General features: G+C 42.8%; 12 protein-coding genes and 1 tRNA gene. 3 read left to right on the forward strand and 10 right to left on the reverse strand.

Annotated elements, in window-relative coordinates:
- Positions 1 to 27 precede the first annotated feature (27 nt).
- The 6 genes from ACPW7N_RS00605 to ACPW7N_RS00630 form a co-directional block, all read right to left on the reverse strand.
- A complete protein-coding gene (locus tag ACPW7N_RS00605) occupies positions 28 to 1,797 on the reverse strand; it encodes a M3 family oligoendopeptidase (RefSeq protein WP_425649047.1) in 1,770 nt (589 codons plus the stop codon).
- A 75-nt stretch (positions 1,798 to 1,872) separates the two neighbouring features.
- Positions 1,873 to 2,142, reverse strand: coding sequence for an NAD/NADP transhydrogenase alpha subunit (locus tag ACPW7N_RS00610; RefSeq protein ID WP_425649266.1), 270 nt, complete (start codon positions 2,140 to 2,142; stop codon positions 1,873 to 1,875).
- 179 nt (positions 2,143 to 2,321) lie between these two features.
- The gene (locus ACPW7N_RS00615; RefSeq protein WP_425649048.1) at positions 2,322 to 4,628 is read right to left on the reverse strand and encodes a thiamine pyrophosphate-dependent enzyme; all 2,307 of its coding nucleotides are present in this window, start codon (positions 4,626 to 4,628) and stop codon (positions 2,322 to 2,324) included.
- 18 nt (positions 4,629 to 4,646) lie between these two features.
- The gene (locus ACPW7N_RS00620; RefSeq protein ID WP_425649049.1) at positions 4,647 to 5,651 is read right to left on the reverse strand and encodes a 2-oxoacid:acceptor oxidoreductase family protein; all 1,005 of its coding nucleotides are present in this window, start codon (positions 5,649 to 5,651) and stop codon (positions 4,647 to 4,649) included.
- Between the two features lie 331 nt (positions 5,652 to 5,982).
- Complete coding sequence (locus tag ACPW7N_RS00625) at positions 5,983 to 6,534, reverse strand: DJ-1/PfpI family protein (RefSeq protein ID WP_425649050.1); 552 nt, start codon at positions 6,532 to 6,534, stop codon at positions 5,983 to 5,985.
- A gap of 490 nt (positions 6,535 to 7,024) precedes the next feature.
- Positions 7,025 to 7,100 (reverse strand) — tRNA-Thr (locus tag ACPW7N_RS00630).
- Between the two features lie 139 nt (positions 7,101 to 7,239).
- Between ACPW7N_RS00630 and ACPW7N_RS00635 the strand changes: the two genes are divergently transcribed.
- Complete coding sequence (locus ACPW7N_RS00635; RefSeq protein ID WP_425649051.1) at positions 7,240 to 7,389, forward strand: hypothetical protein; 150 nt, start codon at positions 7,240 to 7,242, stop codon at positions 7,387 to 7,389.
- A 124-nt stretch (positions 7,390 to 7,513) separates the two neighbouring features.
- On the opposite strand, the gene ACPW7N_RS00640 is transcribed toward ACPW7N_RS00635, so the two are convergent.
- The 3 genes from ACPW7N_RS00640 to ltaE all read right to left on the reverse strand — a co-directional run bounded on the left by ACPW7N_RS00640 (position 7,514) and on the right by ltaE (position 10,139).
- Positions 7,514 to 7,654 carry a hypothetical protein gene (locus tag ACPW7N_RS00640; RefSeq protein ID WP_425649052.1) on the reverse strand — a complete coding sequence of 47 codons (141 nt, stop codon included), beginning with the start codon at positions 7,652 to 7,654 and terminating at the stop codon, positions 7,514 to 7,516.
- Between the two features lie 4 nt (positions 7,655 to 7,658).
- Positions 7,659 to 8,873 carry a helix-turn-helix domain-containing protein gene (locus ACPW7N_RS00645; RefSeq protein WP_425649053.1) on the reverse strand — a complete coding sequence of 405 codons (1,215 nt, stop codon included), beginning with the start codon at positions 8,871 to 8,873 and terminating at the stop codon, positions 7,659 to 7,661.
- 246 nt (positions 8,874 to 9,119) lie between these two features.
- A complete protein-coding gene (gene ltaE / locus ACPW7N_RS00650; RefSeq protein ID WP_425649054.1) occupies positions 9,120 to 10,139 on the reverse strand; it encodes a low-specificity L-threonine aldolase in 1,020 nt (339 codons plus the stop codon).
- A 101-nt stretch (positions 10,140 to 10,240) separates the two neighbouring features.
- Between ltaE and ACPW7N_RS00655 the strand changes: the two genes are divergently transcribed.
- Together ACPW7N_RS00655 and ACPW7N_RS00660 are read left to right on the forward strand one after the other, a co-directional pair.
- The gene (locus tag ACPW7N_RS00655) at positions 10,241 to 10,621 is read left to right on the forward strand and encodes a helix-turn-helix domain-containing protein (protein ID WP_425649055.1); all 381 of its coding nucleotides are present in this window, start codon (positions 10,241 to 10,243) and stop codon (positions 10,619 to 10,621) included.
- A 157-nt stretch (positions 10,622 to 10,778) separates the two neighbouring features.
- Positions 10,779 to 11,081, forward strand: a complete 303-nt coding sequence (locus ACPW7N_RS00660) for an iron-sulfur cluster assembly accessory protein (RefSeq protein ID WP_425649056.1) — start codon at positions 10,779 to 10,781, stop codon at positions 11,079 to 11,081.
- Between the two features lie 102 nt (positions 11,082 to 11,183).
- Here ACPW7N_RS00660 and ACPW7N_RS00665 read toward each other — a convergent pair whose 3' ends face one another.
- Positions 11,184 to 13,436 carry a HelD family protein gene (locus ACPW7N_RS00665; RefSeq protein WP_425649057.1) on the reverse strand — a complete coding sequence of 751 codons (2,253 nt, stop codon included), beginning with the start codon at positions 13,434 to 13,436 and terminating at the stop codon, positions 11,184 to 11,186.
- Between the last annotated feature and the right edge of the window lie 86 nt (positions 13,437 to 13,522).

Raw genomic sequence — 13,522 nt, forward strand, 5'->3', positions numbered from 1 at the left:
GTCTCCCGGTCCTTCTGCTTCTATACCTTATTTTAATGCGATAAATTTCTCGATGTCTGCCGCAATCAATTGTAGCGACCCACGCCAGAAATCAACAGAACGCACATCCACACCCATGGTAGCGGCTACTTCAGCAATGTCGTTCTTTCCTGTGATGGAGAGAAGACGATCGTACGCTTCCACGAATGAGTCACCTTGTTTCAGGTACTCAGCATACAACCCTTTGGCAAACAGTAATCCGAATGCGTACGGGAAGTTGTAGAAGTTGTAATCGGCATAGTAGTAGTGCGGTTTACAAGTCCACATATACGGATGCAGCACATTGTGGTCCAAACCGTCACCATAAGCAGCCTTTTGGCTTTGCAGCATGATTTCTTTCAACTCGTTAACAGAAATAGAGCTCTCTTCCCTGCGACGGAATACTTCGCTTTCAAACAGGAAACGGCTGTAAATATCTACGATGACCTGACCAGAACCAGTCAATTCATTTTCCAGTATCGCAAATGCTTCTTCACTATTTGCATTCTTTAACGCCGCATTAGTGATGATTGTCTCGCAGAAGATGGATGCCGTCTCAGCGATCGGCATTGGATAATCTGAGTTCAGGAATGACTCTTCATTCAAGCAAGCTCCGTGATAACCGTGACCCAATTCATGTGCCAACGTCGATACATCACCAAAGCTGCCTGTGAAGTTAGACATGATTCGGCTTTCCTTGATCACATGCAGGTTGTGACAGAAAGCTCCACCGCGTTTGCCTTCCCGTGGTTCGGCATCAATCCATTTATGTTCGAACGCATAGTCTGCATAATCAGCTAACTTGTCGCTAAATGTGCGGAACTGCTCCACGATGAAACGACGGGCTTCTTCATAGGTATATCGCATGGTTACTTCGCCCATTGGTGCAAACAAATCGTAGAAAGGAAGACCGTTTGAATGTCCCAGAAGCTCTGCTTTTTTGCGATAAAACTTATGGAAAGCAGGCAGGCTCTCTTTCATTGCCGTAAGCATGGCTTCCAGTGTCGCTTCGTCCATCCGAGAATCGAAAAGCGTTTTTTCTAACGGTGAAGAATACCCTCTTCTTTTTGCAAGTGTGATAACTTCGCCTTTGATCCCGTTCAAAGCGGCAGCAGAAGATTGTTCAATCTTCTTGTAAGCTTTCAACTCGGCTTCATAGGCTGTTTTGCGAACTTCAGGGTCAGCATCATCAGCCAGGTTACGTACGACTGAGAGCGGCAATTGCTTCTCTTCGCCATTAAGCGTAATGTCCACCAACAGAGTAGCACTCAGCATTTCTTGCAGCTTGCTCCATGCGGATGAACCTGTATTTTTCATTTTTGCGATGAGAATCTCTTCTTGTTCACTCAACAGGTATTTTGTTTTCTTTGCATTCTCTGTTATGTAGTAACGATGTTCTTTAAGGAAGGATGACTGAGAAATCAGATCATCAAGGTTTGCCAAAGAGCCAAGCCATTTTTGGAATAAAACAGTCGGCTCGGTTAATTCCGTATACTTATTTTCCAATTGCTCAACCATGGAGAGCGCCTTTTCATTCGTAGCTTCCACACTGAGAGTCAGTTCGCTAAAGCTGATCAATCTAGTAAAGTATTGTGAAAAGTCGATTAGCTTTCGTAGGAACGTCTCCATTTTTTCCACAGCGTTTTCTGGATTCTGCAGGTTTGCTGCTCCCCACTCTTTCAGATCAAGAATCGCTTTATCCACCGCTTCCATATCCCTCTTGAATTCAGCAGATTCAAATGAAGAATACAGCTCTTGTAAGCTCCATCTCTGGTCCATGTGATTCCTCCTCTACATATGGCACATCTTCTATTTATGTACGTCGCAAATAAACGGTCATGACCATTTATTTGCTTATGAAACAGCAACAGGTGCAGGAATCAACACTTCGAAACATTCTTTTCGCTGAATGATGGTAATCCCTTTGCGACGGTTTTTCATTACGGCTACTCCAGGTTTGCTCTTCATTTTATCAATGTAATCTTCCGGCACTTCACCTGAGTTGCTCACAGTAATCCCATCAATTTCTTTTTCCTCATCCTCGCCAAACTGCGTCGCCAGCACTTCTTCGTAGATATCTGAAAATGATTCATAGTTGTCGGTATATACGGTAATGCAGTTCATTGTCATGTTGTTTGTCTCCTACATAAAAAATATTTTAATAGTAATTTCTTTAGTCATTGTATAGGAACTATCATTCCCTAAACAAGCAAAATATTCCCCTAACAACAAAAAACTTTTATAGACGATGTTCAACAAAAACAGAGAAAGAGGGAAGAAAGTATCTTCCCTCAATCCATTTTTTACAAGTATGGGTTCTCGTGTTTTGCTTTGAGTTTGTTCCATCGACGATCAACTTCACCTTGGAATGCTTCGAGCATTTCCGCATTTTCAGGCTTGAGCATGTGCTTGGATTTACCGAGCATTTTGAGCCATTCGCTAACTGGAACCTTTTTGCCTTTTTCTTCTGGATCGTACGTGATGGTAGTAACACCGTTCTCTACCTCGTAGAGCGGGAAGAAGTTACTGTTTACTGCTGCACCTACGATGACTTCCCCTTGCTCGTCTGGAGTTTTCCAGTTGAGTGGGCAGGTGATCAGGATTTTACCGTAAACCATACCTTCGTTTTGCGCGTACCATTGTGCTTTCGCCGCTTTTTTCAAGAGGTCTTGCGGATACGCTTCAGTACCTGTGAACACGTAAGGAATGTTGGTTGCCGCCATAATTTGTGGAGTGTCTTTATGGTGGAACTTCTTACCTTGTTGTGCTTTACCTACACCAGAAGTAGATGTCATGTGTCCAAGTGGTGTAGAGTAAGACATTTGGCTACCTGTGTTCATGTAACCTTCATTATCGTACTCAAGGATGATCATTTTGTGGTTGCGAAGAGCGGTACCGATCGAAGGACCCATACCGATGTCCATACCACCATCACCCGTGATCATTACGAATGTGAAGTCGTCAGCTACTTCAATTTCGCCACGACGTTTCATTTCAAAGAATGCTTCTACTACACCGGACAACGTAGGCGCACCGTTTTGGAACAAGTTGTGGATGTAGGATTGTTTGTGAGAGCTATATGGATAGCCTGTAGTCGTAACCATCGCACAGCCAGTGTGGAAGAGTGTTACTACATCGCCCTCGATACCTTTGAAGAACAGTTCCAATCCCGGGAAGATACCGCAACCAGGACATGCCCCGTGACCGGAAGCAATACGCTTCGGTTTTTTCGTCAATTGACGAAGTGGTGGGATCTTCACGTTCAGCTTGCCAGTTTCTTCATCTGGAGTTACAGTGATCAAGCCTGTTTTGAATGCGTCAGTGTGAAGCGGTTCAAGAACACGTTTCATCTCGATGTCAGCATTACCAGGTGTATGACCATAGTAGTCGAATTCTTTTTCCGCATAGCCTTTTTCTACAGCTTCAGTAGTAAGACGGAAGAACTCTTCTGCATCATCAGCGAAGAAGTCTTTACCACCTACACCGAAAATACGGGAAAGTACGATTGTTTTGTTATCTCTGTCGCTTTGAAGTGCAGATTTCACTTCATGCGTCATGTTCGCACCGTTTCCGCCGTAAGAATCTGCGCGCTCACCAACGAGAAGAGCTTTTACGTTTTTGAGTGCTGCTTGGATTTCTTTTACAGGGAATGGACGGATTACGTTCGGGCTGATAACACCAGCTTTGATTCCTTGTGCACGAAGTTTGTCTACTACGTCTTTCGCAGTTTCAGCTGCGGAGTTGAGTAAGAAGAGCGCCACTTCAGCATCTTCCATTTTGTAAAGATCCAATACTGGATATTCACGACCGGAGATTTCTTTGTACGCTGCAGCGATTTGTTGGAATACTTCGCCTGCACGGTACATTGCTTCGGATTGTTGGAAGTTGTTGTTGATCAAGTCTGGGTCATTCATGTATGGCCCGATAGTTACTGGGTTTTTCGGATCAAGCGGATGTGGGTAGTTTGTTGGTTTTGGACCTACGAACTCTTGTACCACATTGCGATCTGCGAAGTATTCTACACGGCGTTTTTGGTGAGATGTGAAGAATCCGTCATAAGCAACCATAACTGGCAGACGAACGTCAGCATGCTCAGCCAATTTCAACGCCATGATGTTCATGTCATAAACGGCTTGTGGCGTACGAGCCATCAAGATCGGCCAGCCAAGGTTCAAACCATAGTACAAGTCAGAGTGATCACCACGGATATCAAGTGGACCAGAGATTGCACGAGTTACCAGGTTCAAAACCATCGGGAATCGAGTACCGGATTGTACTGGCAACTGCTCGATCATGTACAAGAATCCGTTTGCACTTGTAGCATTCACTACACGAGCGCCAGCAGCAGCCGCACCGTAACAGATACCAGCAGAACCGTGCTCACCGTCAGCAGGAATAAGAACTACGTCGTGCTCGCCACGAGTTTTCATTTGATCGAGGTATTGAGCAACCTCGGTAGAAGGTGTAATTGGGAAGTAACCCATGATATGATAGTTAATTTGTGCTGCAGCCATAGCTGCCATTTCGTTACCGGATTCAAAAGTAAGTTTTTGTTCCGGACGATCGGTGTTCACTTTCTTTTCTGCTTCTTTTTCGTAATTAATCGCCATGTTAACTTACCTCCTGTCTCAGTTGGATGCCAATACGAAGTTTTGTTTTACACGTTTCTCTTCTGCATAGCCAATCTCTTCACGCAATGTCGTAAGAGCTTGTGTCGGACATGCAACTACGCACTTTTGGCAACCTTTGCAATATTGATAATCGATACCTTGAAGCATCATTTGCAGGCGGCCACGCTTGTCTTCTTTCTCTTCCCAAACGAAGCAGTAATCCGGACAGACGGTATCACAGGCTGCGCAGTGGATACATTTTTCAGCATTGAAATCTGGTACGAAACCTTGGCGAGAACCGCTCAAGTCTTTCAAAATGCTGTTACCAGGGTTAAGGATCATCCCACCGATTGGTTGCGTCATATAACCGAATGCAGGTTGTGGACGAACGAATTCTTTTGCTTGTGCATCAGCAGAGGCTTCGATGGTGTTGAATTGTACTTCATTGTAACCACGGTCGAAGGTGCGAATGTTTGGTTCAACCATGTGTGGATATTTTTTCTCGAAAGTTTTACGGATGATCGCACGCATTTGATCTGCATCAAGGAATTGACAGATACGGAACAATGCTCCGAGCATCGCAGTGTTTACTTTTGTTTTTTCTTCTACAGCAATTCCCATTGCGTCAATGGTTGCTAACGTGCCATAGTCAAGTTTGAGGTCTTTACGAACTGCGTCAGAATCGCGAGTTGTATTAACCAACACGATACCATCTGGCTCAAGACCGCTTACAACATCAACCGTTTTATAAAGTGCTTCGTGGAAAACACCAACTACATGCGGAATTTCGATTGGACTGTGTGCGCGAATCTCCGTATCTTCATCACAGAAGCGTACAAACGCTTTTACTGGCGAGCCTTTTTTCTCGGAACCATATGATGAAAAGTTGGAGCCGTTCAATCCAAGACCAAGTACACCTGCTTCAGCAAGCATTTTTCCTGCCAAGTTAGCCCCTAATCCACCGATGGACTCTAGACGGATCTCAAAGAAGCCAAGTTCGTTCTTCTTCGGTAATTTGGACATGTGAACCTCTCCTCTAGCTTGTAATAATTCTTGCTCTGGAACATTTTTTCTTGTTTCATTCCATTGCGTCCTTCACTCATACACAAGGTTATCAGAAAAAATAACAGGATGAAGTGATTTACTTCACACCATTGGTATAAAAAGCTTTTTCTGTATTAGTTTTTTCGACTTACCGTACTATAACAGTTACTATAACAGGATCATCGTGACATAATACACATGTCAAAAAAAAGACATTTTTTGTTGTTGACGTACTAATCTGAATACCATAGTTGGCTGTATACATAAAAAAACCGCAAGTCCATTACAGACTGCGGTTTTGAAGACTTCGTCATTTTAGTAGGTGTAAAAACTCTCGCATGAACCCAGGCAAATCCGGCCAGGCATGACCAGAAACCAGTTTACCATGAACATGAAGCGTGTTCGTTTGATAAATGGCCCCGCACGCTTCCACATCGGGACGGCACGCTTGGTACGCGGTCATTTCTTTGCCCTCGATATGCTCTCTGACCAAGGCAAGCACTTGTGATCCGTGGCAAATGGCGGCAACAGGCTTTTCTGCTTCAAAGAAATGGGCAACTATCGGTTTCAGATGAGGGTTTAACCGAATATACTCAGGAGCCCTCCCCCCTGGAATGATTAATCCTGCATACTCTTGTGGATCCACCTCTTCAAATGAAACATGTGCTGCAAGCTGATAAGCTGGCTTTTCGGTATACGTCTCGCTATGCGCCTCGAAATCATGACATACCGTATGAAGGGTTTTCTTCGTTGGTGCTGCAATTACCGTTTCAAAGCCTTCCTCCAAGCATCGGTAATATGGATAAAAAACCTCTAACGCTTCTACTGCATCTCCCGTAACGATAAGCACCTTCTTACTCATCATTCAGCCTCCCTTTCAATGGTCAGGGTATCCCTACCCGATTACCAAATTCTTCAAGGGGCTTAAATTTCCTTTCAGGGGAAAATGAAGATTTTTCAACAAGAGAGAAGAAAAGACTTCGTTCCTTTACGCTCTGTGGAAGTTCGCAAAGCAGATTGTAAAGTCCGCTCTTTCACTCCGAAAGGGAGTCGACAAACGCTACGCGCCCCTAAAGGGGTTGGGTGCCGACTCTTTTTCCTTTCTCCGTGAAAAAGCTAGGTATCACTTCCAAGGAGACCTCAATGAACGAAGTCTTTTCTTGTTGGGCTCACGCAAAAGGAAAAGCTCAAAAACTTTAACATATTAAAGTTTTTGAGCTTACTGAGTTAACAAAAAAGCGCCCCGGACATCCCGAGACGCTTGTTATGTATTTGTTTTTTTACTGTGGGGCCCCCGAAAAGTACTCGGTGTAAGCTACAAAGCATCGCTTCACTTTTTGGGGATGTTGTTATGGTGCCGGCGATAGGACTTGAACCCACAACCCCCTGATTACAAGTCAGGTGCTCTACCAATTGAGCTACACCGGCATTTGATGCTTCTTGTGGACAAGAAAAAATATACTATGTTTGCCACGAAAAATCAATAGCTTTTTTATAAAAATCGGCTCATGTTTTTCCCTTCCATTGGGAAAGATGGTGAAGATGATATGGAAAGGAAGGGATATAGTTGACTAGCTTGGACAGACTTGACCCGGAACGCTATCCTGAGCCATCAGACATGATGCTGAATGATTTATATGAATTGTACTTTCCACCTCGGGATGAAGAAATACACCATGCGTTGGTAGATTGGTCGGAGTGGTCTGACCCGATGTAATGCGTGGAAGAGGTACAGCCCATTTGGTGCTGTACCTTTTTTTTAGACATATATGAGAAAAAAGAACGCTACGAGAGCGTTCTTAATGATTGCTTATTGCCAGCTTGTCCAATTTTATAATAGATCAACCTCTTGGGTCGTCAGTACGTTTAATAATCGTAATTGTTGACGATTTGCTATCTTCTGTTCCGAGGTTTGGTACAAAGCCTAATGAGAAAACCAGTGCCAACGAAAGTGTTGCAAGAATTGCCGAATTCTTCTTCATATTATCACTCCCTTTCTTTCCTTGTATTGACATTATTATACACATTTTTCAACCTTTCAAGTAGATCTAATTTTATTTCTTTCCTCTTTTTTATATGAAGTGTGTATATTTCTTCTGAACATAACATAATTTCTTCACGAGCATTTATCTTGGAAAAATAAGTCATACTCTGTAGATAGGCTTCAATTCCCTCATCAAAACAATCGTTGGAAACAAGGAAGACTCCTTTATGTTTATAGTATTTTCCCAATTCAGTAAAATTGTAAGGAGTTGTAAAATCAAACGCAAAATTTTTCTCTTCTTGTTTAAAAATTTTCAAGACTGCATCTATATCTTTTATTAATATCAATATCTCAAGCAAAATATTGACCCTATGTAATCTGTTGTTTTTTGACGCTTCCTGCACACACTCTTTCAGCAATGGAATTGCTTCATCAAATAGACCATTTCTTGAGAGAATGATGGCTCGATAGTATTTCAGTCGCTCAATAACAAACTGATATTCCAATACTTCATACATCTTTAGATGTTCTTCCAAACCTACAATATCATCCATCCGATAATACGAGTTGCATATCGCCCAAGCAACTCTCTCTTTCATTTCATTACTCGTCAAATCTTCGGCATGTCCCATTTTTCCAAGCTCAATACATTTCTCATATTTCTTTAAATCATGTGCTTGAAAAGCCATCTGGTAGTAGAAATGAATTCTCTCTTCCTGATTCAAGAAATCTACATAATGCAGCACTTCCTCGCCCAGTCGAAACGACTCTTCCAAACGTTTCAAATCTTGCATTTCAATTAAAAACTTTTGCAGGAGCCCTTTCGCATAGAATCGCTGCATCCCACGCTCTCTTGCATACTTAATGATCACTTCATACAGTGGAAGCTTACTGTTATTATCTGAAAGATCACCGACAAAACGATGCAGTTTCTCCATCAGCGTTTCGCTATCTTCGTAATGAGTTTGAAGAAAATGCAGAGCAACTTTGCAAGCCAAAGGCATATTGGAAAGCTGAATCGACTCCATGAGTATCTCTTTCAAGACGTCAGGACGCTGCTCTACTATTATGTAATATTCAATAATTTGTTCAAAAGGAATATGTAACGCTTTGGCTAAAGATAGAATCGTTTTAAACTCCGGTCGCTTGGTTTCGCTGTTTTCGATCTTGGAGATAACCCCTTTGCTAACTCCAGACATTCTTGACAATTCAGACAATTTTATATCAGCCTGTTTCCGGTTTTTCTGAATTAGCTCCCCCAACGTGGTGTACATCAACACCTCTTGGCACGTAGCCATTCCCTCACCTACATTCTTTTCTCTGTTTTACTTTTTTTACCTTATTTGGATGTTATCATTGCTTGCTTTTGTTGTAAATGTCTGAAAAATGAACAAATAATATTACATAAAAGAGTGTAAAGAACTTAATCTCTACACTCTTCCTAAATGCGATGCACTATTCTTTTATTTGTTCAAAATTTCTCCCATTACTCGCAAGACTTCCTGAACATCATTTTCTGCAATATGGCGATGGGTGGTAAAACGAACGACGAATTGATCAAAATCAACGGCATACACTCCGCGATCAGCTAATTCAGATAGGAGCTGCTCGGCTGTGAGGCCTGTATTGGTAGTATCAACCAGAACGATATTTGTATCAACTTTCTGAACGGAGAGAGACAAGGCTTTTAATCCATCTGCCAGGGATTGTGCATGATGATGATCTTCGGCTAACCGATCAACCATTTCTGTCAGTGCCAAAATTCCCGGAGCAGCCATATATCCGGCTTGTCTCATTCCTCCCCCCAGTTTTTTACGCCACCAACGAGCTTCCTCGATAAAATCTTTGGTTCCCGCAAGAATGGACCCCATCGGAGCACTGAGCCCTTTGGACAGGCAAATTTGAACGGTATCAACATATCGAGTAAACTCTTGCACATTCCGTTGCAAGCCAACAGCAGCATTAAACAATCTTGCCCCATCTAAATGAACGGGAATCTGATGCGCTTGTGTAACCTCGTACACATCTTTCATTTGTTCAGGCATGATAATCGCCCCACCTGCACGGTTATGCGTATTCTCCAAACAGAGCAATGATGTGCGAGGATAATGAATATTTTGCCCACGAATCGCGTATTTCACTTGATCTGGCGCCATGGCACCTCTATCCCCTGCGATCGTTCTCGTCTGCACACCTGCAAGGGCTGCCACAGCACCACTCTCATAATAAAAAATATGGGAATCTGCTTCGAGAATGACTTCATCTCCATTACGACAATGGGTAAGCACGGCTACCTGGTTCCCTTGTGTTCCACTGGTTACCAAAAGAGCTGCTTCTTTGCCCAAAATTTCGGAAGCAATACTCTCTAAACGATTTACAGTAGGGTCTTCACGGTACACATCATCTCCCACTTCAGCCGTAGCCATGGCATGGATCATTGCTTCTGTCGGTTTTGTAACGGTATCACTTCGTAAATCGATCAAGTTTCTTCACTCCTTCTATATTAATAGCCATAAATTATCAGCCGCTCCTACCTGGATTTATGTTACAATATTTCCATTGTTTTACGAGGGGAGATTTATTTATGGATAATCAATCGACACAAAAAAATTATCTATTTCTAGGTGTTTCCATTATCATCGGCGCCTGGTTCATCTACAACGGTTTGGGCAGGGTGTCTTTTAGTGCCGATTTGGATACAAGCAGTATAACTAATGGGTTAAACAGCATCGCCTACCGAATGCAAGAAGAACAACCTGCAGCAAACATCGCTCAAAAGAAAAAGCTTCTGACAGAAAGCGATGTAGTTGAGTATCTCGGAATATCCAGGGCTGATCTTACCATGCTGATTCAGCAGACAGATATTCCATACATTCAGGTGAATCAGATCAAATTCTTTCCTGTAAACGCACTCGATCAATGGCTTCTGGAATCAGGTAGAAAGTACAAAGTTCAGCCAAAATAAGCAGTGTTGTGAAAGCTCACTTTTGTACCATTATACAAATCCTCGCAAAAAAAGATAAGAGGCGCACCATTGGCATTCATTGCAGATTGCCCCTATTCTTGTTAAGATGAAGAAATCGTATGAATGAAATCTATCAATAACAAGGAGACTGACTGCGATGAAATGCAAAATAACTCGCAATGCTGCAAAAAAATTACGTGAAGTTTTGGAACACGAAGAAAATAAAGAACTCAAAATCCGTGCTTACGTCGATCACAAGCATGGTGACCATGCCCATTATGGACTGGCATTGGATACGCCTACTGAAAAAGATGTTGTTATCTCAACTGACAAAGAAATCGATGTCATCCTGGAAAAGGACGAAGAGCTATTAGATGGTCTCGTCATTGATTACCTTTACATACCAGAAGAAAGATTTATTTTGACGAACCCAAGCAAAGGCAACAGCGGCGATCATTAAGAAACCCTCCCGACTCTAGCTATCGCTGGCTTCGGGCGAGGCCCCAATTAACCTCTCAAACAAAACGTGGAACCTTCATGGCTCCACGTTTTATTTTATTGCTTATTCATTTTCCTGTTGTAGAAGCGGTGTAAGCTTTCCCTCATTTGCAAAGAGATACAGTCTATGTACGGGTCTCGTCATCGCAACATACAGAAGTTTGGCTTCTTCTTCATTCATCTGATAATGATCCTGATCGGCATCGACCAGAAGGACGCAATCGAACTGTAGCCCTTTGGTCAGAAATGCTGGAATAACGCTTACTCCACCCGGATACTCCTGATCTTTGGCAGACAACAAAACGAGATCAGTTACATTTGCCTTGAGGCGTTTGAATAACTGTTTGCTTTTCTCGATGGTTCTCGTAACAATGGCAACTGATGTAAATCCTTCTGCCGTCAATTCCTGCACTTTTTTCAGTACAAGCTGATCCAGTTTTTCATTTGGCGCGACCGAGACAACTTGCGGTTCCTCGCCATGGCGGAGTACTGGAACTGCCTGAGTCCCCTCCAGCCTCTTTACATGAGCAATGACCCGATTGGCCCAATTCATAATTTCAATAGTCGAACGATAGCTCTGCTCCAATTTGTAATACTCCACTGTTCGATTGGCAAAAATGCCAGCAAGCAAATCATTCCATGTATCCAATCCACGATAGCTATGGATTCCCTGAGCGATATCGCCAACAATCGTGACAGAATTTTGTTTAGTCATTCGAGAAATCATAGCAATCTCCAATGGACTTAAATCCTGTGCTTCATCGACTACCGCATGGTCAAATACCCCATTCGGCTCCAACCCTTCCACCATATCCTTCAAATAAAGCAGTGGCGCCAAGTCTTCGGCTTCCAACCGGCTTTCCTCAAAAATCACTTTGGAGGAAAGAGCTACATCGGAAAGAACTTCATCTGGAATATCGGATGAAACCAGTCTGCGAAGGTTCTGTTCATCACTCATGAGCATGCGATACAAAGAAAATGCCTCAAAGGTTGGCCAATCCTTAAGATAGTTCTCTACGATTTGATCAATTTTCTTTTCAAATTTGGCAAGACCTTGTTTGTCCAGATCAATTTTTCGCTCACGCAGATGGGAGTAAAACTGCTTGCTAATGTCTTGCTTCATGTGTTTCCGTAGGGCAACCATCCGTGCACTTAATGGCAAATGGGCATAAACTTCGATAAATAGCTGCTTGATTTCATTTCCGCCCAACCCGAACGATTGTTCTGTTTTGTTGTATAGGAAACGTAAATTTTTGAAAGAGATATGTTCCTCGATCAAATAAGGAATGAATGAATCAAGAGCTTCTTTACAAGCAAGCGATCCCTTAAACAGCATTCGATTCTTGGCCACCGAGCATTCCTTCAGCCATTCCGTATATCGTGGAGAATCCTGATCAGGCAACTCACCAAAGAACAAGGTCAGCGGTCGATTCGGGTCCAATATCCGCCAGCCTTTTGGAATGTCAGCTTTAATCAGCTTGGCCGCCCAATCCACAAAGGTAGACTGCTGCACATCTTCTACTCCTAGTTCCGGCAGAACATCAGAGATATAATTCAGGAACAATTTATTGGGAGCAAACACCATGAACCGCTTGGATGCCAACGTATCCTGATAGTTATAAATCAAATAAGAAAGGCGATGCAGTGCGATCGTTGTTTTCCCGCTTCCTGCAACCCCCTGAACGACAACCGGGCGATCTTTCAAGGCACGAATAATATCATTTTGTTCTGATTGAATCGTAGCAACTATGTCCTTGAGCCTGCCATCGTTGTTCTCATTTAACGTAGAAGCAAGGAATTCATCGATGTATCCTTCATCAAGATACTCTTCCGGATCTCCTACTTCACGATCAATCGTCTCTTTCAACGCACCGTCATAGATCCCTTTGATCTGTCCCTCTTCAATTGCAAAGTTTCGTTTTAACTTCACTTCGCCTCTGACGATCCCATTCTGGATGCGATAGAATGCATCTTTGCTTTCTCCGCTGTAGTAAAGACTAGCAATCGGTGCCCTCCAGTCTACAACGACAGCATCGAAAGTATCACTTCGCACCACGCCTCTTTTTCCTATGTAAACACGATCCAGGTCATAGGTTTCCTCTTTCAGGAAGTCGATACGACCGAAATACGGTTTGGTTCTAGCATATTCGAGGTGGCGGAGTTCTTTTGCCTTGTTATAATTCACCACCTGCTTGACGTAATCATCCGTTGCTTCACGAATATCTTCACTCAGTTGTGTAATTTCTTTCTCTATGATTGATACTGTTCGGTCAAGATGTTCTTGCTCCGATTGATAGGCTGAATGGCGAACCGACAAAGCGTTCCCCTCCTTAAATAACCCATTTGTGGTGTAATTGTTATCAACTAAAAAATGGAAAGCACTATCCATCTTATCAAATAACG

The sequence above is a fragment of the Brevibacillus nigriterrae genome (genome assembly GCF_049846925.1).
Classification (GTDB): Bacteria; Bacillota; Bacilli; order Brevibacillales; family Brevibacillaceae; genus Brevibacillus_H.